16 protein-coding genes are annotated in these 27,000 nt (G+C 62.9%); 5 read left to right on the top strand and 11 right to left on the bottom strand.

Annotated elements, in window-relative coordinates:
• The 8 genes from RhoBH5_RS26955 to RhoBH5_RS26920 all read right to left on the bottom strand — a co-directional run bounded on the left by RhoBH5_RS26955 (position 1) and on the right by RhoBH5_RS26920 (position 6,996).
• Positions 1 to 1,248, bottom strand: coding sequence for a hypothetical protein (locus RhoBH5_RS26955; RefSeq protein ID WP_087503877.1), 1,248 nt, complete (start codon positions 1,246 to 1,248; stop codon positions 1 to 3).
• Positions 1,249 to 1,253: 5 nt separating this feature from the next.
• Complete coding sequence (locus tag RhoBH5_RS26950) at positions 1,254 to 1,805, bottom strand: nuclear transport factor 2 family protein (protein ID WP_270009000.1); 552 nt, start codon at positions 1,803 to 1,805, stop codon at positions 1,254 to 1,256.
• Positions 1,806 to 1,842: 37 nt separating this feature from the next.
• Positions 1,843 to 2,034 carry a ferredoxin gene (locus RhoBH5_RS26945; RefSeq protein ID WP_020907945.1) on the bottom strand — a complete coding sequence of 64 codons (192 nt, stop codon included), beginning with the start codon at positions 2,032 to 2,034 and terminating at the stop codon, positions 1,843 to 1,845.
• Between the two features lie 2 nt (positions 2,035 to 2,036).
• On the bottom strand, positions 2,037 to 3,431 hold the full coding sequence (locus RhoBH5_RS26940; RefSeq protein WP_270008999.1) for a cytochrome P450: 1,395 nt from the start codon (positions 3,429 to 3,431) through the stop codon (positions 2,037 to 2,039).
• Complete coding sequence (locus tag RhoBH5_RS26935) at positions 3,428 to 4,234, bottom strand: SDR family oxidoreductase (RefSeq protein ID WP_003944110.1); 807 nt, start codon at positions 4,232 to 4,234, stop codon at positions 3,428 to 3,430. Before RhoBH5_RS26935 ends, RhoBH5_RS26940 begins: the two co-directional genes overlap by 4 nt.
• Positions 4,234 to 5,439 carry a cytochrome P450 gene (locus RhoBH5_RS26930; RefSeq protein WP_270008998.1) on the bottom strand — a complete coding sequence of 402 codons (1,206 nt, stop codon included), beginning with the start codon at positions 5,437 to 5,439 and terminating at the stop codon, positions 4,234 to 4,236. Before RhoBH5_RS26930 ends, RhoBH5_RS26935 begins: the two co-directional genes overlap by 1 nt.
• Positions 5,436 to 6,002 (bottom strand): TetR/AcrR family transcriptional regulator, encoded by a 567-nt coding sequence (locus RhoBH5_RS26925; RefSeq protein ID WP_024487471.1) that lies wholly within the window; start codon positions 6,000 to 6,002, stop codon positions 5,436 to 5,438. The genes RhoBH5_RS26930 and RhoBH5_RS26925 overlap by 4 nt, the downstream gene beginning before the upstream one ends.
• A 136-nt stretch (positions 6,003 to 6,138) precedes the next feature.
• Positions 6,139 to 6,996 carry a mycofactocin-coupled SDR family oxidoreductase gene (locus RhoBH5_RS26920; RefSeq protein WP_047272231.1) on the bottom strand — a complete coding sequence of 286 codons (858 nt, stop codon included), beginning with the start codon at positions 6,994 to 6,996 and terminating at the stop codon, positions 6,139 to 6,141.
• 217 nt (positions 6,997 to 7,213) lie between these two features.
• On the opposite strand from RhoBH5_RS26920, the gene RhoBH5_RS26915 reads away from it, so the two are divergent.
• From RhoBH5_RS26915 to RhoBH5_RS26895, 5 genes are all read left to right on the top strand, one after another.
• Positions 7,214 to 8,680, top strand: a complete 1,467-nt coding sequence (locus RhoBH5_RS26915; RefSeq protein ID WP_007728641.1) for an aldehyde dehydrogenase — start codon at positions 7,214 to 7,216, stop codon at positions 8,678 to 8,680.
• A gap of 60 nt (positions 8,681 to 8,740) precedes the next feature.
• On the top strand, positions 8,741 to 9,490 hold the full coding sequence (locus tag RhoBH5_RS26910) for an SDR family oxidoreductase (protein WP_007728639.1): 750 nt from the start codon (positions 8,741 to 8,743) through the stop codon (positions 9,488 to 9,490).
• The gene (locus RhoBH5_RS26905; protein ID WP_270008997.1) at positions 9,487 to 10,422 is read left to right on the top strand and encodes an NAD(P)-dependent oxidoreductase; all 936 of its coding nucleotides are present in this window, start codon (positions 9,487 to 9,489) and stop codon (positions 10,420 to 10,422) included. The genes RhoBH5_RS26910 and RhoBH5_RS26905 overlap by 4 nt, the downstream gene beginning before the upstream one ends.
• A complete protein-coding gene (locus tag RhoBH5_RS26900) occupies positions 10,419 to 10,880 on the top strand; it encodes a carboxymuconolactone decarboxylase family protein (RefSeq protein WP_003944075.1) in 462 nt (153 codons plus the stop codon). Before RhoBH5_RS26905 ends, RhoBH5_RS26900 begins: the two co-directional genes overlap by 4 nt.
• A gap of 87 nt (positions 10,881 to 10,967) precedes the next feature.
• Positions 10,968 to 12,434 carry an FAD-dependent oxidoreductase gene (locus RhoBH5_RS26895; RefSeq protein WP_047272229.1) on the top strand — a complete coding sequence of 489 codons (1,467 nt, stop codon included), beginning with the start codon at positions 10,968 to 10,970 and terminating at the stop codon, positions 12,432 to 12,434.
• Between the two features lie 10 nt (positions 12,435 to 12,444).
• On the opposite strand, the gene RhoBH5_RS26890 is transcribed toward RhoBH5_RS26895, so the two are convergent.
• From RhoBH5_RS26890 to RhoBH5_RS26880, 3 genes are all read right to left on the bottom strand, one after another.
• Positions 12,445 to 13,266: a helix-turn-helix domain-containing GNAT family N-acetyltransferase gene (locus tag RhoBH5_RS26890; protein WP_003944042.1), complete on the bottom strand. Its 822-nt coding sequence runs from the start codon at positions 13,264 to 13,266 to the stop codon at positions 12,445 to 12,447.
• 102 nt (positions 13,267 to 13,368) lie between these two features.
• A complete protein-coding gene (locus RhoBH5_RS26885) occupies positions 13,369 to 14,391 on the bottom strand; it encodes an alpha/beta hydrolase (protein WP_003944025.1) in 1,023 nt (340 codons plus the stop codon).
• An 86-nt stretch (positions 14,392 to 14,477) separates the two neighbouring features.
• The coding region (locus RhoBH5_RS26880) for a non-ribosomal peptide synthetase (RefSeq protein ID WP_270008996.1) at positions 14,478 to 27,000 on the bottom strand (12,523 nt) is incomplete at its 5' end.

The raw sequence follows: 27,000 nt of genomic DNA, 5'->3' as shown, positions 1-27,000 counted from the left end.
TCAGACGACGAAGAGAGGCAAAGGGATTCCGCGATCTTCGAATACGAATGCCGCGCCGGTACTGACCTTCGTGATGGCGACTTCGACGCATTCCGGAGCGGGAGCTTCGGTGATGTCGACGGCCAGAAGAAGCCCCGCGGCATCTTCGGCCACCACTCTCACGGTGAAGTGCGGATTCACGCCGCGGACCAAAGCTTGGAGAGGATCAAGGTGCTCGCTGCCGAGCAAGGTCGGCCAACCGCCGTCGCGGTCGACAAGAGCTTCTCGCGAGATCCGCAGCTCCAGAGCACCGCCGTCCTGTCGAATCTCGCTCTCCACATACTGCTTCGGATTCAGCAAGGGATGCACGGACAGGACCAATGCCAACGATTCCAGCGTCGAAGGAAGCCCGAGCGCATCTCGAATACGCTGTGCCGCAACTCCCGCGATTCCGGTCAATTGCTTTCGCGTGATCTCGCGAGCCTTGTCTTCGTCGGCACGGCGGCGAACCGCTGCCAGAAAGCCCAACGCCAACAGATGATGCTGCACGCAGATCTCCTCTGCGATACGAACCAAGGCTGATCGCGAGAAGTCGGAAAACCTCAGGTCGGACAACAACGGACCCGAGTAGTCCGCCCTACCGTCCCCACCGTGATCGATCGGGCTCAGCTCGACCGTCACCGCGGCGGTGCGTCCGATCTGCTCGGTGTGCGCGGTCATCACGGGAGGCGTGTGCGACGGGTCGATGGAAACGGTCCAGGCGCAGTGCGGATGTCGGTCGGCGGGCCTGCGCGGTGGTCGGTGAATCGGCCGGATCTGGGCGCGCGGGTTGGTCGCGATGGCCGTTGCATCGAAAGTCGGATCCTCGATGTCGTGACACATCGAGGTCACGAACTCATCGCCCAACGGCTCGACGTCCATGAGTGCTCCGCAATGGTCGAGCCAGAATTCACCGTGCAGCGGATCGTCGACCCGGTATCGGAAGTCCATGAACTGTGGAGGAGCGCCGATGTCGAGTTGTAATCCTTTGAAGATCGTCACGACGTCGTCGCCCTCGTATCCGAGAGCCTTCTGCATGCGGCGCGTGTACCAGGGGCTGGCCGACTCCCACTCCTCGACGGCCACCTGTGCCATACCCTCGCGTCCGAATTCGACGATCAGATGCGCCATGCCCGAGCGATCGATCAGCTGCCCGCACAGGAGCAACTCGGGCACCAGCACGGCAAGGTCGCGCTGCGAGAGTGCCTCGAAGGAATCGCGCACCGACATCGGACTCACCACAGCGAAACCGGCGCGGTGCCCACCGGATACCAGCCCGGTAGCGGGTCGCCCGAGATCGATCGCTGGATCCGGCCCTGCATCCCCTTCGAGAGAGCGTTGTTGCCGATCATCTCCATGAACAGTGCCGACACGTTCCCGAAGTCGAAGAAGTCACGCTGCCACGACCATTGGAAATCCCCGCCGTAGCGGAACCAACTACCACCGATACCGTAGACGGAGTAGCTGCTACCGTCCTCACGCTTGGCATCGGAAATCTGCTTCCACAAGCCGATCACGTTTCCGCTACGGTCGTCGATCACAAAGTCTTGATACGGATACTCCCAGCCTTCGAGGCCCTTCATCTCGAGACCGAGCGCGACTTCGCGAATCTCCTCGCGCCCCACCGCCATGAAATCCTGCTTGGGGCCGTAGTTCCACCCGTACGTGGCGTCCTCGGTATACATGTCCGCCAACGGTTTCCAATCGCCGGCGGCTTCGGCATTTTTGTTCGCCTCGATCCAGCGTTGGACCATCTCGTCGAGCTCTGCGCGGTCGAAACCCGTCATCTGAACTTCCTCCCTCGAGCACATGAATTCGCTGCAATCAATCGACAATTCTCAGGGCGCCGGTCGGGCAGTACCTGACCGCCATCTCGGCTTCACCGCGGAGCGACTCGGGTGGGTCCGAGTCCAGAAGACTGACCTTCCCCCGCTTCGGGACGACAAAGATCTCCGGTGCCTCCAGCTCACACGCCGCATGGCCTTGGCACAGGTCGAGGTCGACTTCGACGTGCATGATCACCCCTCACGCCCGGGACGTGTTCGGCGCCGGTACCTCACCGCGCACGGCTGCTGCAACTGGACGACCATCTTGCTGTGGTCGTTTCGGTAGGATTCCGACGGCTGCGCCATCTCGAACTCGAAGTCCCGCAGCAGGATCGAGAAGATCGCTTTGAGCTGCATCTGGGCGAACGCAGCGCCGACGCAGCGATGCCGGCCGGCTCCGAACGGAATCCACGTCCAGCGGTTGACGATGTCCTCTTGATTCGGGTCGATGTACCTCCCGGGATCGAAGGTGTCCGGCCGGGGAAAGTCCTCGGCGATTCGATTGGAGATCGCGGGTGTCGCGGCGACAAGATGGCCCTCTCGGATCTCGAAGCCGCCCACTTCGAAATCTCCACGTGCCACCCGCAACAGGATGATCAACGGCGGATGCAGTCGAAGGGTTTCCTTGACCACAGCCTCGAGAACCGGAATCTGGCGCAGGGCATGAAAACTGATGTCGGCGCCGTCGGAGTACAGATTGTCGAGTTCGTCGACGACGTCCGTCATGGTGTCGGGATGCCGCAACATCTCGATCAGCGACCACGCTGCCGTGCCGGAAGTCGTATGGTGGCCGGCGAACATCATCGAGATGAAGATTCCGGTGATCTCGTCGGCACTGAACCGGAGGTCGCCGTTCTCGTCCTTGACCGAGACCAACACGTCCAACATGTCGCGGTCATCCTTGCCCTGCGGAGGATTCGCGATGCGCCCGTTCATGATGTCCTGTACCAGAGCGACCAACGCCAACCGGGCCTCGTCGCGGCGGCGGAAACTCTCGATCGGCGCGTACGGATCCACGAAAGCCAATGCATCCGTTCCCTGTTCGAGCTCGTGATACAGCTTGGCGAAGCTATCATCCAGTTCGTCGCGGAACTTCTTGCCGATCAGGCACGCCGACGAGGTGTAGATGGTCAGCTCGGCGAAGAAGTCGAGCAGATCGATCTCGCCTTCGTCTCCCCACTGCGCGACCATCGCCTCGACTTCGCGGCCGATCGTGGCGGCGTGCCCGCGCATCTGTTCGCCGCGCAGAGCCGAGTTGTGCAGCATCTCTTTACGCCGCTCCGGGCTGGCGTCGAAGACGACGCCTTCACCGAATATCGGCTTCATGAAGGGGTAAGCCGCTTGTTGGTCGAGATCCTCGTCGGTGGAGCGGAAGAAGAACTCGTTTGCCTCGGCTCCGGACAGCAAGATCACTGTGCGGTCGGCAAGTTGAAAGGCGCCGACGTCACCACATTCCTCACGCACCCGGCGCATGAGCGCTATCGGGTCGGTTCGCAGTTCCTCGAGGTGCCCGTGCGGGAAATCCCCGCCGGACACCCGCGGTGGCTCGGGCAGTGTTCGCGACGTCTCCTGCACTCCGTGCGTCATGTCGTCTCCTGTGAGTTCGCAGTGGGAAGTTTGTCCAGTGGCGCCTCGGGCTGAACTTCGACGAGCACGATGTGTGCTCCTCGCGGCGCCGACACAACGGCGACGATGGCATTGGCGATGTCCGAGGCGCGCAGAAAGTAACCATGGCGGGCGAACCCCCACTTGCTCCACGATTCCCCGACCGGTCCGATGATCTCCGGCGTCGTGTCCATCCCCATGCCGGTCAGTGTCGGCCCGGGTCGCACGATCGACGCGCGAATGCCTGTTCCCTCGAGCTCCATTCGCATCTGACGCCCCATTGCCTCGAGCCCGGCCTTCGCTGCGTCGTACGCACCCATGAGTGGACGCTGGCGCTCGGCACAATCCGAGCCGATCAGTACGAAGTCACCGCGCTGTCGTTGCCTCATACCGGGGAGAACACGATGCGCCAATCGCTGCGCACCGACGAGGTGAACTTGGATCTGCCGTAGAAACGCCTCAGGATTCATCTCGTCCGCAGCCCCGAATTCGAGGTCTCCGGCACCGGAGACGACGATTTCCGCGGGGCCGTGGACTGCCTCTGCGGCCGAGACGAACCCGTCGACCGAATCACCGTCCGTGACGTCGAGGAAGTGGGCGAACGCTTCACCACCGTTGCTGCGGATCTTCTCGGCGATGGCTTCGCATTCGGCGACTCGACGCGCACCGAGTGCAACCGGATGCCCGAGTTCGGCCAGGGCATACGCGGTGGCTGTGCCGATTCCCGACGACGCACCACTGATCAGTGCCGGCCGGCGAACGGGATTGGGTTCGAAACGAGGCATCAGCGCACCTGCACTTTCACCGGCAGGGCCGCAAAGCCCCGGACATTTGTCGAATGAACACGCTCGATTCCGGACTCGACGACTTCGTAGTCGCTGACCCGACGCCCGAACTCCGCCAGGGCGATCTTGGCTTCGAGCTTGGCAAGGTGGGCACCGAGGCAGAAGTGCACGCCACCACCGAAACTCGCGAGTTTGCCCGACGAACTCCGGCCGATCTGGAAGCTGTCGGCATCGTCGAAGACGTCGGCGTCTCGGTTGGCCGATCCGATCAGGAGCAGGACCTTCTCCCCCGCCGGAATCGTGCGCCCGTGGTATTCGAGGTCGACAACCGAAGTCCGAGCCACGATCTGGCTCGACGTGTCGTAGCGAAGAGTCTCTTCCACCCATTCCGAGGCTCGTTCGGGATCGTCGAGGACCGGTGCGATCTGCTCCCGGTGGTGCGAACCCCAGTACAGAGCGTTTCCGAGAAGCTTGGTCGTGGTCTCGTTTCCGGCCACGACCATCAGAAACATGAATCCGAGGATCTCCTGGTCCGAAAGCTTGTCTCCGTCGATCTCGGCGTCGAGCAAGGCCGAGGTCAGATCGTCCGTCCGCGATCGGCGACGCTGCGCGATCATCTCCTTGTAGTAGCCCATCAAACTGATCGAAGCCTCCACCGCAGGTTGCGGCACGTCGAGAACACCCGCCTCTCGATGCACCACCAGATCCGCCTTGCGCCGCAGTTCGGCTCGGTCGGGTTCGGGGACACCCATGAGTTCGGAGATGACGTCCATCGGCAGCTTTCCCGCCACCTCCGTAATCCAGTCGAACTCCCCCGCGCCCAGCGCGGGTATCAGATGTTGCTTCGTCAGTTCGAGTATCCGGCCGTCGAGCTCCGCAACACGCCGAGGTGTGAATCCGCGAGAAACCAACTGGCGCAACCGCATATGGCGGGGATCATCCATAGCGAGAAACGACATCACATAATGCGCGTGTGGACCGTAGGCTGCGGGGTCGAGTGATACTCCGTTTGCGCTCGACAGACGCTTGTTGTCCTTGAATCCGTCGACCACGTCCGCATATAGCGACAATGCCCAAAATCCCACGTCCGGATTGTGATACAGGGGTGATTCTTCGCGCAGACGCTTGTACGTCGGATACGGATCGTCGTGAAAGTGGTAGTCGTACGGATTGAAGACCACCGGATCGATCAAAGCTTCTGTCATGATTTCTCCAGGATCAGTAGAGCTGAGGCCTCGAGGCGTCCAGCGATTTGCGCGTAGGTTCCGTAGCCGATCCCTGCCCGCAGAAGCGCCCCGGCATAAAGCATTTCGAGCGCTTCCAACACTTCGGGTTCGCCATTCGGATCCAACGCCGAGGCGAGTCGTTGATGGATCTCGAGCCCGATCCGGCCGCGAAGATGTTCCACTTCAGGGTCGGATCCGAGCAGTGCATTGGTCACGGCGGCCGATACCTCCGGTTCGTCCGCGAGAAGCAGCGCGATATTTCGAAGTACAGACAGCACGTGCGCGGTGCGATCCAACCCTGAGCCATCAGGCGCCGACGAGTTCTGAAGTCTTCGCCAGAAAACCTCTGCGACGAGATGCTCCTTGGACGCGAAATACGTGTAGGCGGTCGCAGTTCCTACACCCGCTTCGGCCGCAACCGAACGGACAGTCAGCCCGGAAAACTCTTGTTTGCGTAGAACTTTCACTGTTGCTTCGGCAAGCCTGGCCACAGTTTCCGCTTGTTTGCCCGTGAGGCGCCTGCGAGTGGATTCGTAGACAATCGATCCCCCGCCACTTGAATCGCCCCGTTTGCTGGACACGTGTCTGGACGTTACTACAGCGTCCTGTCCAGGGCAACGAAATGGGGAAACTTGGAAAATTCACCACGAACAGGCAGCAGCGACGCGAAAAGTTCTACTACAGACCGATCTTCATCCCGGCACCAGCGTCCACGCGCAGTTGCTGGCCGGTGACGAATCGCGACTCGTCCGAGGACAGGTACACGACTGCATGCGAGATGTCCGCGGGTTCGACCCACGGGATCGGCATCGCCTGCATGAACGGGAACGTCACAGCCGCATCCTCGGCGGTCGGATTCTCGAGGTCGGGACGGAACGTCCGGTACATCGGCATGCTCTGCAACATGTCGGTGTTCACATTGGTCGGATGAATCGCGTTGACGCGAATGGAACTCGGCCCGAGGGTCAGCGCCAACGAACTGGTGTAGGCCTGAATCAGCTTCTTGGCCAGGCCGTATCCGTCGCCACCCGGACCCTGGAGCGCCTGTTGCCCGTTGAATCCGGTCTGCGGCACCAGACCGGCAACAGAGCCGATCGCGATGATCGAACCCCCTTCGCCGAGGTATTCCATCGACGCGTGCACTGTATTGACGACACCGAGAAAGTTCACATCGAAGGCGTCGACGAAACCGGCGGTCGACACGTGTTTGCCCAGCGGACAGATACCGGCGTTCGCCACGACGACATGCAATCCGCCCAACTGCCCTACCGCCTCGGCAAGTGCTGTTTCGAGTCCGGCGCGATCACGGACGTCGACACGCGCCGTCACCACCTGCTGCCCGGCCTCCTTTACCAGGCGAGCGGTTTCCTCCAGATCGGCTGGACTGGCGAGCGGGTATTCGTTGCTGGCGATGTCTGCGCACAGATCGAAGGCGATGATGTGCGCGCCCTCCTGCGCGAGACGGACGGCGTGACTGCGCCCCTGACCTCGAGCAGCGCCGGTCACCAACACCACTTTTCCGTCAACTCTGTTCATTTCGACCTCTCTCCTGTGGATGTGAAGACGTGGTTGTGAATGTGCGGTGAACCGTAGCGGCGCCGCACCGGACACGAGGCGCTTTTCGTCGAAGCAGATCCGAGACCCTCTCGAGACCGCTGGGCTCTCGAAATCTCTTATGCCCCAAAAACCATTGCCTCAACCACAAGTGTGAACTAGAGTCCAGACACATGTCCAGAAAGAGAGGGTTTGCGCTATGACGCTTCGACCCGCAGACAGTTCTGCACTTCTCGTCGACGGGAAACTGGTTCCCGGATCCGGCGGGACCTTCGAAGTTTTCAACCCGGCGACCGAGGAACTGATCGGCCGTGCGGCCGAAGGCACCGCCGCGGACATGGACGCGGCCATCGCCGCTGCGCGCCGTGCGTTCGACGACACCGAATGGGCACGCGATCACGGGTTTCGCGCTCGCTGCCTGCGCCAACTGTGCGATGCACTCCAGTCCCACATCGAGGAGTTGCGTGAGATCACCGTCGCCGAGGTCGGCGCACCGGTCATGCTGACGAGCGGTCCGCAACTCGAAGGCCCGATCGAAGATCTTCGCTACTGGGCCGATCTGATCGAAACCTATTCGTGGGAACAAGATCTCGGGCACGCGTCACCCATGGGGATTCCGACCCATCGCCGACTGCTCAAGGAAGCCGTCGGCGTCGTCGGCGCAATCACACCGTGGAACTTTCCGCACCAGATCAATTTCGCCAAGCTCGGTCCCGCCCTCGCAGCCGGCAACACCATCGTTCTCAAACCCGCGCCGGACACGCCCTGGTGCGCCGCGCTGGTCGCCAAGGTGATTGCAGAAGAGACCGAGATCCCGGCCGGCGTAGTCAACGTCGTGACGTCGACGGATCACTCCCTAGGCGCGCAGCTGTGCAGCGATCCGCGCGTCGATCTCGTGTCCTTCACCGGTTCCACCGCCACCGGACGCACAGTGATGGCCACGGCCGCGCAAACTCTCAAGAAGGTCTTCCTCGAACTCGGGGGTAAGTCCGCATTCATCGTCCTCGACGATGCGGACATCAAAGGTGCATGCTCGGTTGCCGCGTTCTCCGTCTGCGTTCATGCCGGTCAGGGATGCGCGCTCAGTACCAGACTTCTGGTGCCGCGCGCTCGGTACGACGATGCTCTGGCCGCGGCATCTGCCGCGATGGCGGGTATCCGAGCCGGCGACCCCAGCGCGCGCGGAACGGTGTGTGGCCCGGTCATCTCGGCGCGCCAGCGCGCCAGGGTGGAGAGCTACCTCACCCTCGCGGTCGAAGAGGGCGGCACGATCGTGACGGGTGGGGGCCGTCCCGACGATCGCGAGAGGGGTTTCTTCGTCGAACCCACTCTCATTGCCGGGCTGGACAACTCGTCTCGCGTAGCGCAGGAGGAGATTTTCGGGCCCGTCCTCGTGATCCTTCCGTACGACAACGACGACGACGCTATCCGGATTGCCAACGATTCCCCCTACGGCCTGTCCGGGTCGGTGTGGGGCACCGATCCCGATCGCGTCGCGCACGTCGTTGCCGGTGTCAGAACCGGAACGCTGAGCGTCAACGGTGGCGTCTGGTATTCGGCCGACGCACCGTTCGGCGGCTACAAACAATCCGGGATCGGCCGCGAAATGGGCCTCGCGGGTTTCGAGGAATACCTCGAAACCAAGCTCGTCGCTTCACCTTCCTGACATTCCACACCCTCACCCCACACCCTCACCACAGAATGATCACCACGAAAGTAGGTCGACATGGGACGTTTCGACGGTCGCACCGCGATAGTCACCGGAGCAGCGCAGGGTATCGGAGAGGCGTATGCCCGCGCTCTGGCCGCGGAGGGGGCCAACGTGGTCGTGGCGGACCTCAATCGCGAACTCGGTGAAGCTGTCGCCAAGCAGATCACGGCAGACGGTGGAAGTGCCGTGTTCAAGGACGTCGACGTCGCCGACGGGGAGTCGACTGCGGCACTTGCCGACTTCACGATCGAGCAGTTCGGCAGCATCGAGCATCTGGTGAACAACGCTGCCATCTACGGCGGAATGAAGATCGATTCCCTGTTGACGGTGGACTGGGACTACTACCGAAAGTTCATGAGCGTCAACATGGACGGCGCATTGCACGTGTGCCGGGCGGTCGTACCTCATATGCGAGCGAAGGGCGGTTCGATCGTCAACCAGTCCTCCACAGCAGCCTGGCTGTACTCGAACTACTACGGACTCGCGAAAGCCGGTGTCAACAGCCTGACACAACAACTCGCGACCGAACTCGGCTGGTCGAACATCCGGATCAACGCCATCGCTCCCGGTCCCATCGACACGGAGGCGACTCGAACCGTCACCCCCGGCAACATCGTCAAGGACATGGTGAAGCGAATCCCGTTGCAGCGCATGGGAACGCCGGAGGATCTCGTCGGCATGTGCCTGTTCCTTCTCTCCGACGACGCAGGCTGGGTGACCGGGCAGATCTTCAACGTCGACGGAGGCCAGGTGTACCGGTCATGACGCAATCGGCGCCGAAAGCCAGCGCTTCGAAAACCAGACTGGGATACATCGGCCTAGGCAACATGGGCGCGCCGATGGCGCAGCGCCTCCTGGACTGGCCGGGCGGACTGGTGGTGTGTGATGCCCGCGCAGAAGCGCTCGAACCGTTCACCGCTGCGGGCGCGAGCGCAGCATCGACGCCCGCCGACGTTGCAGCGAAGGCGAGCATCATCTCCGTCACGGTGCTCGACGACGCGCAGGTACGCGAGGTTGTGTGCGGGCCGCACGGGATTCTGTCGACCGCACAGCCAGGCACTGTCGTCGCGATTCACTCCACTATCTCGGACACCACGGCGGTGGAACTCGCTGACATCTGTCAACAGCGTGGTGTTCTGCTGGTCGACGCGCCGATCAGTGGCGGTGCCGGCGGCGCAGCGCAGGGCAGGCTGGCAGTGATGATCGGCGGCTCCGACGAGGCGTTCGGAGCCGTCCGCGAGCCCTTCGGATCCTGGGCCGAGCTGGTGGTTCACGCCGGTGACGTCGGCGCGGGAACGCGAATGAAGCTCGCACGCAACCTTCTTCACTTCGTCTCGTTCACCGCCACGACCGAGGCCGCGCGACTCGCCGAAGCAGCAGGACTCGATCTCCGCACGCTCGGAAAGGTCGTCAGGCACACCGATGCGATCACTGGTGGCGCGGGCGCGATCATGCTCCGCGACACCACCGCACCGGTCTCGGAGGACGACCCGTGGTTCTCGATACTGCGGCATGTTCGCAATCTCGGGGAGAAGGACTTGGCCTTGGCCATCAACCTCGGTGATCGGCTGAATCTCGACCTGCCGCTCGCGCACCTTGCGCTCGCCGGACTCGGTGCCGGTCTGGGCGTCGGGAATGACAGCGAAGTCAGGCCGGCCGAACCTTCAACGGCATCTACTACTCGGGAGCACGCATGACCGACACCACTCACATGACCGATGCCGGTGGAACCGACGAAAGCCGCATCTCCGAGGCCCGTGCTCGTGGCGTCGCGAAGATGAACGAGGTGTACGGCTGGGAGCTTCCCGCCGACGTTCCCGGCGACTTCTTCGCGGTCACCGCCGACCACCTCTTTGCCGACATCTGGACGCGACCGGGACTGTCGGTACGTGATCGACGACTACTCCTGATCGGTGCCATCACCGCCCAGGGGCAGAACGATGTGGCGAAGATCCAGATCAACGCTGCTCTCCACAACGAGGAGTTGACCGAGCAGCAGTTCGAAGAGGCCGCAATCTTCCTGTGCCACTACGTCGGCTGGCCGCTGGCCACCGGGCTCAACAATGCGCTGATCGCCGTGAAGGCCGACAGACGTAAAGCCGCGCGCGCCAAGGAGAAGGCCGCGGCCGATTCCGCGAAAACGGACACCGACTGACTTTCGGTCGAGATACTGCCATCAGGGCATCGATCACGCCCACCGATTCCCCCACCAACCAACCAGAAGAACGAAGGATCCGAATCCATGGCCGAGGCCAGCTCAATCCGTCCGCAGTCCTCCGCAAACATCGAGCAGTGGCACTTCGAGGCTGACGTCGTCGTCGCCGGCTACGGCATTGCCGGAGTGAGTGCTTCGATCGAGGCCGCGCGAGCGGGCGCCGACGTGTTGGTGCTCGAGCGCACGAGCGGCTGGGGCGGCGCTGCGGCGCTGGCAGGCGGATTCATCTATCTGGGCGGCGGGACCCCGTTGCAGCAGGCACTCGGGTTCGAGGACTCCCCCGCCAACATGAAATCGTTCATGATGGCCGCACTCGGTCCCGGCGCCGACGAGGAGAAGATCACTGACTACTGCGAAGGCAGCGTCGAGCACTACAACTGGCTCGTCGACAACGGTGTGCCGTTCAAGGAGAGTTTCTACGGCCAACCCGGCTGGGAAACACCCTTCGACGACGGACTCATGTATTCCGGCGGCGAGAACTCGGCACCGTTCAACACGATCGCGACACCGGCCCCTCGCGGGCACGTTCCACAGATGAGCGGCAAGCGCACCGGGGAGAAGGGCGGTGGTTTCATGTTGATGAAGCCACTGATCGAGACGGCCGAAAGCCTCGGCGTACGAGCAGAATACGACATGCGAGTCCAGCGCCTGGTCGTCGACGGAGATCGAGTGGTCGGCATCATCGCCAAGCAGTACGGCAAGGAAGTGGCAGTTCGAGCACGCACGGGTGTCGTTCTGGCGACGGGAAGCTTCGCCTACAACGAAGCGATGATCCAGTCGTACGCCCCACGGCTGATCGGGCGCCCCGGTGCGGCTATCGAAGAGCACGACGGAAAGTCCATCCAGATGGCGCAGGCTCTCGGGGCCGACCTCGCGCACATGGACGCCACCGAGGTCGCATTCTTCGGCGACCCCCAGTTGATGATCCGCGGCATTCTCGTCAACGGACGCGGCCAGCGCTACGTCAACGAGGACACGTACCCGGGAAGAATCGGCCAGGAGACGCTGCTGCGCAACGAGAATCAGGCCTACCTGATCATCGACGAAGCTTCCTACGAAGAGGGCTGCGCCGCCGACAGTTCCACACCGTTCTTCAGATTCCAGCCCAAGTGGGTGGCCGAGACCGTCGAGGAACTCGAATCCGACATGGGTCTGCCGGAAGGCACCCTCCAGTCGACCGTCGAGGTCTACAACCGCCACGCCGCCCGTGGTGAGGACCCGGTATTGGGAAAGAAGAAGGAGTGGGTCAAGCCGATCGGCTCACCCGTCGCTGCGCTCGATCTTCGCAATTTCACCGCCGGATTCACGCTCGGCGGTCTGCGCACGTCGATCAACTCGGAGGTCATGCACGTCTCCGGCGAACCGATCCCGGGTCTGTTTGCCGCTGGACGATGCACCGCCGGTGTCTGCGCTGGCGGGTATGCCTCCGGAACGTCCCTCGGAGACGGCAGTTTCTACGGGCGACGCGCCGGAGTCAGCGCTGCCAAGGGCTGAGCGTCTCTTCTCAGATGTCAGCGTCCTCGCTGCGACGTTCGAGGAACAACGTGTCACGCCACCGCCCACCCAGTTGAGCGATACGCGACCGAGTGCCGACGACTCGGAATCCGACGGCCTGATGCAAGGCGACGCTTGCCCGGTTCTCCGGGAAAATCGACGACTGCACTGTCCAGATCTCACTGGCGTCGGCGGCTTGCACCTGTCGGCGAAGCAGCAGCTTGCCCACGCCGCGCCCGCGAGCGCCGCTACCGATGTAGATGGAGTTCTCGGCGACCCCGCGGTAGCAGTCTCGCGAGGACACCGGGCTGAGGCTCGCCCAGCCTTCGACGCGGCCGTCGATCTCGGCCACCCATCGATGATCGGGTAACCATTGCGCGTCGAGCTTCTCGGCGGATGGCACCGAGGTGGTGAACGTCGCGGTTCCGGTGTCGATTCCTTCGCGGTAGATCGAGCGGACGGCATCCCAGTCGCCGGATTCCATGCGGCGCACCACCACGTCATCGGGAAGAACTCCCAGTGTGTCTTCGACCGGACCACGAGCAGCCACGACGGCGGCCGCTGCCATCAGATCGGAGTATGCCGTTCCGGCAACACTGACAACCGAAGTGCCTTCACGCACCGAAGCCTCGACAAAACCGACCTCGATCAAGGCCTCGAGGTGGGCACTCAACGCCGACGGCTCGAGTGATGCGGCGTGTGCAATCGTGTCGACGTCGATCGGACCGCCGGCAGCAAGTCGGAGCACTCGCAGCCGCGTCGGATCACCCAGGCACGCAAACCTGCGCGCAAGTACGTCGGTGTCGAGGGGAGCGAGTGTTTCTGAACTCATGAGGCGACTATAACGCCGCTGACCTGCAGTTCGGTCGGCTAGGTTCGGCAAGAGTGTCCCGGAGTGAGAAACAACTCAGCCACCGACCCCAGGGTTCGCCGGCTAACGCGCACCGATCGACGCGGCAATCATCGACCACGAGTTGTGAAGATCGTCCTGCCAGTAACCCCAAGAGTGAGTGCCAGTTGCCCGGAAATCATAGGTGGCCGGGATGCCCAAGGAGTCGAGCCGCTCGGCCAAACGCTGGGTGCACTGGTTCGTCCCGGCCTCGATGACTCCACCCACGATCACCTGGTTCGCCAGAACGCCGAGGTCGCCGTTGACCATCGGTCCGCCCAGATTCTCGTGTGGGCCGGGCAGGCCCGATCCATTGCTGATGTAGAGGTCGACCCCCCGCAATCTCTCGGCGTTGACCACAGGATCGTTGGCTACCCAGCCCGGACCGCCGGGAGGACCCCACATGTTGTCCACGTTGCCGCCGCGGAATCCGACCACGAATCTCACGTAGTCCTGACCGGGTTGAGTACTCGTCTCGGCACACCCGCTGAAAGCACCGACGGCACGGTAAACGGATGGCGCCGCCTCGGCCAGGCTCAGAACCGAGGTACCTGCCATCGACAATCCGGCAACGGCATTCGTACCCGTAGTCCCGAGCGTGGCATCGACGATCGGTGGCAACTCCTGGGTGAGAAATGTGGTCCACTTGTTCAGTCCGAGAACAGGATCGGGCTTCTCCCAGTCGGTGTAGTAGCTGTAGGCACCGCCGATCGGGTTGACGACGTTGACGTTCTTGTCGCCGAAGAAGTCGACGACGTCTGTCCGTGTCTGCCACGTCGCCGTGTCCTCGCCTCCGCCGGCGCCATTGAGTAGATAGAGGGTCGGCCGGGGCGCACTCGTGTCTGCCGGCCGAATCACCTCGAGCGGAATCACCTTGTCCATCGCAGCCGAGTAGACGTACATAGTCAGCTGACGGGCGTTGATCTCCTCGACGTGATCGAGAGCTGAACCGCCTGAAGGGGATGTCGGGGCCGGGTCAGCCGAGGCCAACGCTGCTTCGCCGAACAGTCCCGTCCACGCGACGAGTGCGACGACAAGCATTGCCCGAGTACGTCCGATTCTTCTCATTGCCGCTCCTCGTGCTCGATTGCGGTGCCCGGCAACAGCTCGGTGGCGCTCGCTTCGCGGGCGTGCGGCTTGGTGGCTTGAAGTTGTCATGCCCGTTCGGGGTATCCGGAAAACATCGAGAGCACCCGGGCGAGCTCCGGTCCGATGACCGCCATGGCCGGAGGTTCGATCATCTCGTTGTGTTCGCAGCGCACGGGCACCTCCACGATCCGGCCCGTCACGAGTGGGCTCCATTCCTGCGGCGACCTGTCGCGCGGAATTGTGTCGTCTTCTCCGGATGCCAGGAAGATCAGCAGATCTCCTTCGTAGACCTGGGGAACGAACTGGTGCGTGATTCTCTGTGAAGTCTCGTACCCTCGGGCAATCCGTTCGAGGTCCCGACCGTCGACTCCCGTCTCGGGCCCGAGCCTCCGGGCCAACACGGCCGCCGCCTCGTCGAAGGTCAGATCTCGGTCGGTCTGGGGTTCGAGGCCGAGTCCTCGCAGTAGGTCTCGGACGTCGAGTTCGGCTGACGCAGGGGCATCGCCGTTGTCGGGGTAGCTGTCCATCATCGCCAGTGTGGCGACGTCGCGGCCGGACGATTGCAATTCGACGGCCATGGCGTGCGCGATGACTCCGCCGAGGGACCAACCGAGCAAGTCGTACGGCCCGTCCGGCGAAACGGCCTCCATCTCTTCGACGTAGCGATGGGCTAACTGTTCGATCGACTGATAGTCACCGTCGTCGCTGAGAGCGGGGAGCTGAAGTCCGTACACCGGTCGGTCCTCGGGCAGATACCGCACCAAGCCGGCGTACCCCCAGGACAGGCCGATACCGGGGTGCACACAGAACAGCGGTCGCCCAGTCCCTTTCGTCCGCAGTGGAACAACCACGGCGAGAAGCTCTTCCATACCGGCGTCGGCTGTCGGCATGTCGAGGCGTCGAGCGATTCCAGCGGGTGTCGGGTCGAGGAACATCCACTGAAGCGGGATTCTCCGTTGGAAACGAGAGTGCAGTGCGCTGACGATTCGGGTGGCCACCAGGGAGGACCCGCCCAGGTCGAAGAAGCTGTCGGTAGTGCTCACCCGGCTGACACCCAGAACCTCGACGAACGAGTCGACCACGGCACGCTCGGTGTCGGTGACCGGCTCGCGGAACTCGGCTGCAGCCGAACCGAATTCGGGTTCCGGTAAGGCCTTTCGGTCGAGCTTGCCCACCGGTGTCATCGGAATCCGCTCGAGAAGCACCACTGCCGACGGAACCATGTGCGAGGGTAGTCGGTCGGCTGCGTACGCCCGTATCTCGTCAGTGCCGGTGGCGTCGGCAGCTGACGCACGCACGTACGACACCAGGACCGTTTCACCCGACGGTCCCGTGTGGCCGACAGTCGCGGCGAAGTCCACCGACGGATGGCGTGAGAGAACTGCATCGATTTCCCCGAGTTCGATCCGAAAACCACGGACCTTGACCTGGAAGTCGCTGCGCCCGATGTATTCGAGCGTGTGATGCACTCCATCGCCGGAGCCAACGATTTTGGCACTGTCACCGCCGGATTCACGCCAACGCACGACATCTCCGGTGCGGTACATCCGGCGCCCCGGCGACCCGTACGAGCACGCGACAAATCGTTCCGACGTGAGCGACGCCCGATTATGGTACCCACGTGCCATACCTGGACCGATGATGTACAACTCCCCCGGCACGCCCACCGGGACGGGCTGCAAACGCTCGTCCAGCACCAGGAAGCCGAAGCCCACTGCCGGCGAGCCGATATTCACTCCCGCACCGGGTTTCATCGAATCGCTGACGCTCGCCTGCACGGTGGTTTCAGTCGGGCCGTAGCCGTTGTGCAGCCTCCGACCCGGCGCCCATTGCGCGACGACCTCCGGCGGGCAGGCCTCGCCCACCAGATCGAGAACACGGAGCGCCTCGAAACCGTTGTCACCCAACGCCGCCAGCGCGGTCGGTGTAATGGTGGCATGAGTGACCTGCTCGCGCCGGAAAACATCGGCCAATTCGGCGCCACCGTACACAGCAGGCGGAACGATCACGACTTGCGCCGAGGCGCTGAATGCCATCGTCAACTCGAAGATGGAAGCGTCGAAACTCGGCGATGCCAACTGAGAGACATGAGAGTCGTGAGTGACCTCGAACCTCTCACGAGTTTCGGCCGTGAAGCTCGCCAAACCTCGATGAGTAATGTTCACTCCCTTGGGTTTCCCGGTAGATCCCGAGGTGTAGATCAGGTAGGCCGGATGATCGAGGTTCAGTTCACCGGTTCGATCGTCATCGGTGATCGGTTCCGGCGACAGCGCGGCTACCCGCCGGGCGAAGTGTGGGTCGTCGAGTTCCAGCCAGGGAACAACGTCGGGTAGGTGAGTTCGGCTGGTCTGAACAGTCAAACCGAGCGAGGCTCGGCAATCGGCGAGCATGTATTCGACGCGCTCGCGCGGATAGGCCGGATCGACAGGCACAAAAGCCGCTCCGGCTTTGGTCACCGACCAGATCGCCACCACCGATTCGATCGAGCGAGGCATTCCCAGTGCCACGAAGGTCTCCGGGCCCACACCGCGACCGCACAACTCCCGGGCAACACGATTCGACCACTCGTCCAGGTCGCGATAACTGAGCTGCCGGTTCTCGAGCGACAGGGCCACCGAGTCAGGATCGATCGCCACGGCGTCCGCCAACAACTCAGGCCACAATTTCGGAGGTACTTCGGGGAGCCCATGCGCCGGCGTCAACTCGCGACGTTCGAGATCGCCGAGTAGGTCGATGTCACCGATCGGTACCTGCGGATTCCGGGTCACGGCCTCGAGCACACGAACGAACATGTCGGCAAAACCGCCGACCGTACCGGGGTCGAAGAGATCAGTGGCAAAGTCGACGGCTCCGCTCATCCCTCCCGGTTCACCGCGATCGTCGTACTCCTCGGCCAGAAGGAATTCCAGGTCTACCTTCACTACCTCGAGTTCAGGGTCGATCCCGCGGACTTCCAGTCCCGGTAGCTTCAGAATCGGTCGTTTGTTGTTCTGGAATTCCAGCGACACCGAGGAAATCGGTGCATAAGCGCTCGACCGTTTCGGCCCGACCGCGTCCACTACCCGCTCGAAGGGCACGTCGGAATAAGCGAACGCGGCGAGGTCGACTTCGCGGCAATGCTCAACCAACTCGCGGAACGATCGAGCCGGATCCACCTGTGTGCGCAGTGCGAGCGTGCCGACGAACATGCCGACCAGATCATCGAGGGCACGATCTCCCCGTCCGGCGATCGGCGTGCCGATCACGATGTCGTCGGTGCTGCCCAAACGTGCCAGCAAGAGCGCGAGCGCTGCATGCACAGTCATGAATGCAGTGGACTCGTGCTGCCGCGACACGTTCAGAATACGGCGGTGAAGATCACTGCTGATCGAGAAGTGAATCCGCGAGCCGTGAAAACTCTGTTGCGTCGGCCGGTCTCGATCGAGCGGAAGTTCCAAGAGGTCGGGAGCACCTGACAATGCACGTCGCCAGTAAGCCAACTGCTCACTGATCACCGACCCGGGGTCGTCGACTGAGCCCAGAATCTCCCGTTGCCAGAGCGCAAAGTCGGCGTACTGGACTGGAAGCGGCGTCCACTGTGGATCCCCGCCGTACGCGTGGGCCTCGTATGCAATCATCACGTCTCGGGTCAACGGAGACATCGAGAAGCCGTCAGCCGAGATGTGGTGCACCACTACGGCAAGCACGTGTTCGCGCTCATCGATGGTGAACAACGCTGCCCGCAGGGGAATTCGTGCGGCGACGTCGAAACCGGCCGAGACCATCCGGGCAAGCTCGTCACGGAGATGATGTTCGTCGGTCACCGATGTCTCGGTCAGTTGCGGCAGCTCGGCGCTCTCGGTGGGCAGGATGTGCTGGACCGGTCCGTCACCGTGGACCGGGAACATCGTTCGCAGCGATTCGTGGCGGGCGATGACATCGGACATCGCTGATCTCAAGGCCGGTTTGTCGAGTTCACCGCTCAACCGCACCACGAGCGGAATGTTGTATGCAGGAGAACTGGTGTCGAGTTGATTGACGAACCACATCCGCTGCTGAGCAAACGACAAGGGGATGCTGTCGGGTCGGGGGCGCGGTCCCAGTCGCTCCGACCCTTCGGCAACCGACTGGCCGATCACCGTAGCCAACTCGGCCACCGTCGGCGTCTCGAACAGATCCCGCACGCCTACGGTAGCTCCGAGCACCGCCCGTAGCCTCGCCGCGACCGAAGTGGCGCTCAGAGAATTTCCACCGAGCTCGAAGAAACTGATGTAGGTACCGACTCGTTCGAGGCCGAGCACCTCGCCGAACACGTCCGACACTGCCTGTTCGACCGGGCCGACCGGGGGACGGAAATCCCCTGTGGTCGTCTCGATTTCGGGTCTTGGCAACGCCGAACGGTCGACTTTTCCGACAGCGGTCAACGGAATGTTCTCCAGCACCGTGAGAACGGCAGGCACCATGTGCGAAGGCAAGCGCCGGGCCACGGCGCGACTCAGGATCCTGGTGTCCAGTCGACCCGCCGTGGGCACGACGTACGACACGAGTCGGGTGTCTCCAGTGGGGGCGGAATCGGCAACCGTAACGGCAAAACCGACGTTGGGCTCCGACATGAGCACACTGTCGATCTCACCGAGTTCGACACGGAAGCCTCGAACCTTGACCTGGAAGTCGCTTCGCCCGACGTACTCGACACACATGTCCGCCGTCCATCGCACGATGTCGCCGGTGCGGTACATCCGCGTTCCTGGGTCAGCCGGGTTGGCAACAAAGCGTTCTGCCGTCAACCCCGCCCTTCGGTGATATCCCCGTGCCACGCCTGGTCCGGCCAGGTACAGCTCGCCGGGGACCCCGACGGGAACCGCTTGAAGTCGAGTGTCGAGCACCAGTTCGCTGACGCCCCTGACGGGTCCACCGATGGTGATTGGTTCTCCGGCGGTCATCGGCGGGCTGACGTTGGACATGATCGTTGCTTCGGTCGGTCCGTACGCGTTGTACAGGCGGCGGCCAGGTGCCCAGCGAGCGACGAGGTCGGGCGGGCACGCCTCGCCCCCGAATACGACTTCCGAAAGTTGTTCCAGCCCAGCCGGGTCCACCGATGCCAATGCCGCTGTGGTGACGAACGCGTGCGTGACGGCGTGCTCTGCCAGAAGTTGCGCCAGGTCCTCGCCCCCGTAGATCCCGGGTGGAGCGACAACCATCGTCGCCCCGGCTCCGAAAGCCTGCAGATATTCGAAGAGCGACCCGTCGAAACTCGGAGTGGAGAAGTGCAGCGTGCGTGATTGTGGAGTTGCGCCGTAGCGTTCGAGCTGGTCTCGGGCGAAGTTGTCGAGCCCTCGCTGCGTGACCACGACGCCCTTGGGTACGCCGGTCGACCCCGAGGTGTAGACCACGTAGGCAGCTGAATCCAACCCGATCGGACGGAGTCGGTCGTTGTCGGTCAACGGGCTCCCTGAGAATCCCTCGCACTTCTTAGTGAAATGCGGATCGTCGATAATCAGCCACTCCGCGATATCGGGCAATCGATCTCGGCCCGCGGTGGTGGTCAATCCGAAGCTGACCTTCGAATCGATCAGCATGTGATTGATCCGCTCGTCCGGATAGTCGGGATCGATCGGCACGAACGCAGCGCCTGTCTTGGCGACGGCAAGTATCGACACCACGGACGCGAGAGAACGTGGGACACCGACCGCTACATAGTCCTCGGTTCCCAGGCCGTGCGAGACGAGCATGCGAGCAATGCGATTGGAAAGGATGTCCAGCTCGCCGTAGGTCATGCTGCCGTCCGCCGATTCCACGGCCGGTGCGTTCGGATCACGCTGGGCTGCCTCGTCGAAGATCTCCGGGAAGACGCGCGACGACCCGCCGGCCGTGCCACGGACTGGCACCAATTCAGTATGTTCGGAGGCTGCGAGCACCGACACCACAGCCAAGGGACGATCCGGCTGGGTACACGCTTCGAGTACGCGCCGCAGTCGTCCGGCGATCTCTTCGATGTCGGCGGCACCGAAAACCTCGGGTATGTACTCGAATTTCAGGCGGAGCCTGGTGTCGACCGATGCTACGAGGCTGAGCGGGTAGTGGGCAGCGTCCTTGGCTTCGACATCGGTGATCCGGACCCCCGCAATATCGGTATCGGACGAAAGCCCCTGACGGTCAACGGGATACGATTCGAAGACAGTCAACGTGTCGAATCCGATCTCCGGCCCCGCGCCTACGTGGATCTCGGAAAGCCCGAGACAGTGGTGATCCGACAGCTCTGCTTGCTCGGCCTGGATCCGCGCGAGGAGTGTGCCGATACTTTCACTCGGGCGCAGCGTGATTCGGACCGGAATTGTGTTGATGAACAGCCCGACCATGGTTTCGATCCCGGTCAGCTCGGGAGGTCGACCCGACACCGTCGCTCCGAACACCACATCGTCTCTCCCGGTCAGTGCAGCAAGGACGATCCCCCACGATGCCTGAACAATCGTGTTGATCGTCAGCCCGAGTTCACGCGCCATTCCGCGAAGTGAGGTTGTGAATTCCTCGTCCAGATCGAACACCCACTCGGCCGCCATGGTGGAGAGTCGACGCGATCGAACCGCTGGAGCCAACAGCGTCGGTCCTTCGACTCCGCTCAGCGTCCTCGCCCACACAGCTCGGGAAGCTTGCTGATCGCGGCGGCTCATCCAGGTCAGATAGTCGCGATACGCGCGCGCGTGAGGCAAGGCCGCCACTTGACCGTCGGCGGCATAGAGCGTCGCCAATTCCCGGATCAGCAGGGGCATGGACCAGCCGTCCAGAAGGATGTGATGATTGGTGAGCACGAGCGTGAACTTCTCGGGGGCGAGAGCGATCAGGGTGAATCGGATCAACGGCGCCCGTGCCATGTCGAACGGGCGCGCTCGGTCCTCGGCCAGCGCTCGATCAATTTCCTGATCTGGTGCACCAGTGAGGTCGATTTCCTGCCACGGCGCTGCCACGTTGCTTCGGACCACCTGGACGGCACGGCCGTCGGCGCTGTGAAGGAAGGCGGTACGCAGGTTCTCATGCCGGCCGAGCAGCGCGTCGGCGGCGCGGCGCAGGCGCTCCGAATCGACTGCGCCGGCTAGATCGAGAGCCACTTGTACGAGGTATGCGTCGACCGATCGTTCGGCCAATTCGGCGTGGAACAACAACCCCGCTTGCAGTGGAGAGAGTGGCCAGACATCGCTCAGGTCGGGACACCGACTTTCGAGGTCGTCGATCGCCTCCTGTCTAAGATCGACCAGATCGAAGTCCGAGGGTGTGAATCCGCCGCCGCCCGCCGCGAACTCTCCGAGCCCGGCCAGTGCGTCGAGCCACCACTGCCCCAGTTGCCGAACGTCGTCCGCACCCAGAATGTCCGGTGGGAACGTCCAGCCGGCAACGAGCTGCGGACCGTTCTCGGTATCGCTGTCGACCGTCATCACGTTGACCTCGAGGACGCTGGCGAGTGGAAGATCGACGGCCGCAACCGTCCGCAGGTCCTCGTCACGGATCGGTACCCATCCCACTGTAGCGTCGGCCTCGGATCCACCGACGCGTCCGAGGTAGTTGAAACTGATCTGGGGCTCCGGAAGTTGCGAAAGTGTTGGTGCCGTTTCGCGGTTCAGATAGCGCAGCAACCCGAAGCCGATGCCGCGGTCCGGCACCGCCCGGAGTTGTTCCTTGACGGCCTTGGCAGCGACGCCCGCAGCCGGGCCGCCGGCGAAGGCGTCGCTCGGATCCACTCTGCTCAGATCGATCCGCACCGGGAAGATCGACGTGAACCATCCCACCGTGCGAGCGAGATCTGCCCCGGGAACCACCTGTTCCTCGCGTCCGTGCCCCTCGAGACTGATCAATGTCTCCGGATTGTCGATGCCGCGGTCCATGCGCCAGCGGACCATCGCAAGTGCCAAAGCCGTCAACAATCCGTCCTCGACGCTCCCGTGAATCGCCTGCGGAACTGTCGTCGACACGGCCTCGGTCAATCCCGTGGGAACTCGTACTTCGATGTCAATGGTGGCCGAGGCGGTGTCCCTCTTCGTCAGGGCGCGCACACCCAGAGTCGGATCCGGGCCCTCGAGCACCTCTCGCCAATAGTCGATTTCAGCGACCCGATCCGGCTCGCGCGCGGCGTCGACGAGGCCATGTGCCCATCGACGCATCGAGGTTCCGACCGGAGCAAGTGACGGGTCGACGCCTGTCTGCACCTGCGCACAGGCAAGTGCAAGATCGGGGATCAGGATTCGCCAGGAAACGCCGTCCGTCACGAGGTGGTGCGCCACGATTAGCAACTGTTTCCGGCTCTGCCGGTCCTTTTGAATCTGTCCGTCGGTGTCGAGCAGGACTGCCTGCACCATCACACCTGCCTCCGGGTCGAGCCGCCCCAGAGCTGCGTCGAGTTCTGTCGAGACCGTCTCCGCGGCAGAACCCCCGAGGCTCCCGTGGCGTACGACGGTCTCCGCCCGCACCGTACCTACAGGCGCAACGTCCATCCGCCGAGCGGATTCAGGATGATGCGTCGCCCGGATGCCCGCGCGGAGGATGTCGTGGTGGTCCAGCACAGCCTGCATGGCCAGTGTCAGCGTGACCTCGTCGAGCGTGGCAGGAACCGAGAGCAGAACAGATTGGGAGTACCGGCGAAAATCTCCACCACGGTCAAGCATCCATTCGACGATCGGCGTCAATTCGATCTCACCGACGCCGCCGCCAGGCAATTCGTCGACGACGACACGGTTGCCAGCCGTTCCGGCCGTCTCGGACAGCGCCGCAACAGTTTTGCGTTCGAACACCTCGCGCGGTGTGATCAGAACTCCGGCAGACCTGGCGCGCGTCACCAACTGGATGGACATGATCGAGTCACCGCCTAGAGTGAAGAACGAATCGTCGACCCCCACCTCCTCGAGTCCCAGAACTTCGGCGAACAGACTCGCAAGGATGTTTTCCGTCGCGGACGCGGGGCCACGACTTACGGTTGCCTGTCGCCCGAAGTCAGGTTCAGGCAATGCATTCCGGTCGAGCTTTCCGTTCACCGTCAGCGGCAAACCCTCGAGAACCGTCACGACAGCGGGGACCATGTGGGGCGCCAACCTCTGTGAGACATACTCGAGCAACGCCGCCGGAGAGATAGTGGCACCGGACTCCGGCACCACGTAGCCCACCAACCGGTCTCTGCGGGCTACCACCGCCGACTGAGACACGCCCACTCCGGAGAGCAGTGCAGCCTCCACCTCGCCGAGTTCGATTCGGTACCCCTTCACCTGCACCTGCAGATCGTTTCGTCCGAGGTACTCCAGCTGCCCGCTGTCGTTCCAGCGCCCCAGGTCACCGGATCGATACATACGCGCACCACTGACCGCGAGGTCGGGAATGAACCGCGCGGACGTCAGACCGAACCGGCCGAGGTATCCGCGTGAAACCTGATCACCGGAGACATACAGTTCACCCACCACACCGGGCGGCACCGGGTGCAACCGCTGATCCAACACATACACACGCAATCCGGGTAACGCCCGACCAATCACCGAGGCCGATCGTTGACGCACCAGCACACGATCGAGCGGTAAATGGCTGACGTGCACAGTGGTCTCCGTGATGCCGTACATGTTGACCAGATCTGGTGACGAAGTCCCGCGACGGGCGTACCAGCGCGTCAACTGTCCGAAGTCGAGCGCTTCTCCGCCGAAGATCACGTAGCGCAATGACAGGGCCGCACCCCCGGCAAGCCGGTCGGCTTCCGCCAATTGATAGAAGGCAGTGGGAGTTTGATTGAGCACCGTGACACGTTCGTGCCGTAGCAATTCGAGGAATGCCTCTGGTGAACGGGCCGTGAAGTAGTCGACCAGTACCAGTCGGCCACCGTGTGCGAGTGCGCCCCACATTTCCCAGACCGAGAAGTCGAATGCCTCCGAATGGAACATCGTCCACACATCGCCGCTGCCGAAGCCGAAGAGCGCTCTGGTGTTTGCCAGCAACGTCACTACGCTGCGGTGAGAAACCTGCACCCCCTTCGGGCGCCCGGTGGACCCCGAGGTGTAGATCACGTAGGCCACCGATTCGGGTCGGAGCGGTAGCAGCCGATCTCGGTCGGTCACCGCAAGCGGAGAAAACCTGTGCAGCGCATCGAGAATCACCGGGTCGTCTACCGCAATCACTGGAATCTCGCTGTCTGCGATTGCGTCACTGTCTCGTATGTAGTCGCCGTCGGCCCGGGTGGTCAACACACACTTCGGCCGGGCGTCACGCAGCACGAAGTCCACCCGGTTTACCGGAGAAGTCGAGTCCACCGGTACGTATCCGCCACCCGCCTTCACCACCGCCAGCAATGCCACCATCAGGTCGATCGAGCGGGCCATCGCGACTGCCACCAAGGTTTCCGGCCCCACCCCCTGCGCCACCAACAGTCGAGCAAGGCGGTTTGCTCGCTCGTCGAGTTCGCGGTACGTAACCGACAATCCGCCGCAGCGCACCGCCACGGCAGCACCGGACGTCCGCGCCGTGCGATCGAAGAGATCCGACAACGAATCCTCGTCTGTTCCGGCGCCAGAGGGCGTGGGCGCAACCAGCAACCCGCTGAGTTCGCCGGCCAGAATCATGTCGATATCACCGACGACCACCGACTGGTTCTCAGTCACGGCGCCGATCACTCTTTCGAAGCGCGCCGCGATGCGCGCCACCGACATTCGATCGAAAATATCTGTTGCATAACGGAAACCGGCGCTGATACCAGCGGGCTCACCGTGCTCGTCGACGTGCTCCATCACACTCAGTTGCAGATCGAATTTCGCAACCGCGAGATCGACGTCGAGCGAGCGAACCGTCAGTTCCGGCAAGTCGAAGCGCAGTCCCGTATCGGTCTGGAATTCGAGGAGTACCTGAAACAGAGGTGAATGCTCGGTGGAACGGTCGGGCGAGAGGTAATCCACCAACCTCTCGAAGGGGATGTCTGCATGGTCCAGAGCACCGAGATCCGTTGACCGCACCGCGGCCAACACCTCGGCAAAGGTTGCTCCGGATGAGACAGGTGTGCGAAGGACGAGCGTGTTGACGAACATCCCGACCACATCGTCGAACACCGATGCACCGCGACCTGCGACCGGAGTCCCGATCACTACGTCGTCCGCTGTAGTGAGCCGTGCCAGCAATACCGCCAGAGCCGCATGCATCACCATGAACAGAGACGAACCGTTCTGGTGTGCGAGTTCGTTCAAAGCTCGATGGATCTCGGGCGAGAAGTCCATCGAAACCACCGCGCCCTCGGCAGACCGTTTCGAGGTTCGTGGTCTATCGAGAGGGAGCGGCAAGACGTCCGGAATACCCGACAGCTTCGCTGTCCAATAATCGAATTCGGCCGAGGGCGAAGTTTCCGGACCAACGTCTGCGTCGACGATCTCACGCTGCCAGAGGGTGTAGTCGGCGTACTGAATCGGCAGCGGCACCCAGTCCGGGCTCCGACCTTGCGTGCGCGCGGTATATGCACTCATCAGGTCGCGTGCCAGTGGTGCCATCGAGAAGCCGTCTGCGGCGATGTGGTGAACAACGATCACGAGTACATGCTGCTCCGGTCCGGTTCGGAGTAACCTCACGTGCAGCGGGAACTCTTCGGACACATCGAATCCGATGTCGAAGAACGCGTGCAAGTCCGTGAAAAGCCCCTCGCCGGGAATCGGCACGGGGTGGATTCGAGGAGCAGCGACCGCGGGTTCGGCGATCACCTGGTAGGGCCCGTCTGCGGACGCAGGAAAGATCGTTCGAAGGGATTCGTGCCGTTCCACCACATCACCCAGCGCGGCTTGGAGCGCACCCGAATCCAGGAACCCGTCCAGTTGTAGTGCGACGGGGATGTTGTAGAGCGGAGACGACGTGTCGAACTGGTTGACGAACCACATCCGCGATTGCGCGAACGACAGCGGAATACGTTCTGGCCGTGCCCTACTCGTGAGGGGCACACGAGTAGCTTCCTCGAGTCCAGGCTCGCCCGGCGCGGAGTCGATTGGATCTATCGAGGCCGCCAGGTCCGCGACCACGGGGGCGTCGAACAGTGCATTGACCCCCATATTGGTGTGCAATGCGGCGTTGATGCGGGCGATGACTCGAGTGGCGCTGAGGGAATCCCCGCCGAGTTCGAAGAAACTGTCGTCGGCACCCACCTGGTCGAGACCGAGAACGTCGGCAACAGCACGGGCGATTCCGATTTCGGCAGGAGTGGCGGGAGTCCGAAACGCAGCGCTCGCAAAATCAGTGTCCGGGAGGGCTTTACGGTCCAACTTCCCATGCACCGTCACCGGAAACTCCCCCAACACCACCACCACCGACGGCACCATGAACCCCGGAAGAGACCTCCGCACCCCCTCCAACACCACCACCTCATCGACCACCACCCCCACCTCACCCACCACAAACCCCACCAAAAAATCCCCACCCACACCCGACCGCAACACCACCACCGCACCAGCCACCCCCACCTGAGCAGCCAACACCGCCTCCACCTCACCCAACTCCACCCGCTGCCCCCGCACCTTCACCTGAAAATCCGTGCGCCCCACAAACTCCAACACCCCACCACACCCCCACCGCACCACATCACCCGTCCGATACACCCGAGCACCCACCACCCCCGAC

Source organism: Rhodococcus sp. BH5 (assembly GCF_027583855.1).
GTDB lineage: Bacteria > Actinomycetota > Actinomycetes > Mycobacteriales > Mycobacteriaceae > Rhodococcus_F > Rhodococcus_F qingshengii.
The sequence above is the reverse complement of the archived record's forward strand: the minus strand, read 5'-3'. Positions and strand labels throughout refer to the sequence as shown.

Bases quoted from the DNA above. Each gene is read 5' to 3' on its own strand.
- RhoBH5_RS26955 (WP_087503877.1), bottom strand. From the start codon at position 1,248: ATGTCGGTGCGCGATTCCTTCGAGGCACTCTCGCAGCGCGACCTTGCC.
- RhoBH5_RS26950 (WP_270009000.1), bottom strand. From the start codon at position 1,805: ATGACGGGTTTCGACCGCGCAGAGCTCGACGAGATGGTCCAACGCTGG.
- RhoBH5_RS26945 (WP_020907945.1), bottom strand. From the start codon at position 2,034: ATGCACGTCGAAGTCGACCTCGACCTGTGCCAAGGCCATGCGGCGTGT.
- RhoBH5_RS26940 (WP_270008999.1), bottom strand. From the start codon at position 3,431: ATGACGCACGGAGTGCAGGAGACGTCGCGAACACTGCCCGAGCCACCG.
- RhoBH5_RS26935 (WP_003944110.1), bottom strand. From the start codon at position 4,234: ATGCCTCGTTTCGAACCCAATCCCGTTCGCCGGCCGGCACTGATCAGT.
- RhoBH5_RS26930 (WP_270008998.1), bottom strand. From the start codon at position 5,439: ATGACAGAAGCTTTGATCGATCCGGTGGTCTTCAATCCGTACGACTAC.
- RhoBH5_RS26920 (WP_047272231.1), bottom strand. From the start codon at position 6,996: ATGAACAGAGTTGACGGAAAAGTGGTGTTGGTGACCGGCGCTGCTCGA.
- RhoBH5_RS26915 (WP_007728641.1), top strand. From the start codon at position 7,214: ATGACGCTTCGACCCGCAGACAGTTCTGCACTTCTCGTCGACGGGAAA.
- RhoBH5_RS26910 (WP_007728639.1), top strand. From the start codon at position 8,741: ATGGGACGTTTCGACGGTCGCACCGCGATAGTCACCGGAGCAGCGCAG.
- RhoBH5_RS26905 (WP_270008997.1), top strand. From the start codon at position 9,487: ATGACGCAATCGGCGCCGAAAGCCAGCGCTTCGAAAACCAGACTGGGA.
- RhoBH5_RS26900 (WP_003944075.1), top strand. From the start codon at position 10,419: ATGACCGACACCACTCACATGACCGATGCCGGTGGAACCGACGAAAGC.
- RhoBH5_RS26895 (WP_047272229.1), top strand. From the start codon at position 10,968: ATGGCCGAGGCCAGCTCAATCCGTCCGCAGTCCTCCGCAAACATCGAG.
- RhoBH5_RS26890 (WP_003944042.1), bottom strand. From the start codon at position 13,266: ATGAGTTCAGAAACACTCGCTCCCCTCGACACCGACGTACTTGCGCGC.
- RhoBH5_RS26885 (WP_003944025.1), bottom strand. From the start codon at position 14,391: ATGAGAAGAATCGGACGTACTCGGGCAATGCTTGTCGTCGCACTCGTC.